The organism is Aliamphritea spongicola (assembly GCF_017051665.1).
GTDB lineage: Bacteria > Pseudomonadota > Gammaproteobacteria > Pseudomonadales > Balneatricaceae > Amphritea > Amphritea spongicola.
The window spans coordinates 1-255 of sequence record NZ_JAFIDL010000158.1 but is presented as its reverse complement, the minus strand read 5'-3'; the positions used below and the strand labels follow the sequence as shown (position 1 = coordinate 255).

General features: G+C 63.1%; 1 protein-coding gene. It reads right to left on the bottom strand.

The annotated features are described in order from the left end of the window. Positions 1 to 255 (bottom strand): hypothetical protein (locus JYB63_RS23785; protein ID WP_205660258.1); only part of this gene is annotated, 255 nt, incomplete at both ends.

Sequence of the window (255 nt, the reverse complement as noted above, 5' to 3'; positions counted from 1 at the left end):
CCATCACGGACCAGACCGGCAGTGACAACCCACCGGGTACAGAAGACACCGTCATCGTCTCCCTGACCGGGCCGAGCGATGTGGTCGAAGGTGAAACCACCACCGACTACACCGTCAGCCTGAGCGACGCGGTGCCGGCGGGTAAATCGGTCACTGTGGCGCTGACGTACAGCTACACCACGGCCTCCGGCACGGACATCACTGAAGTGGCCGATGTGACCATCACCGGTCCGGCGAGCAGTGCGACCTTCAACA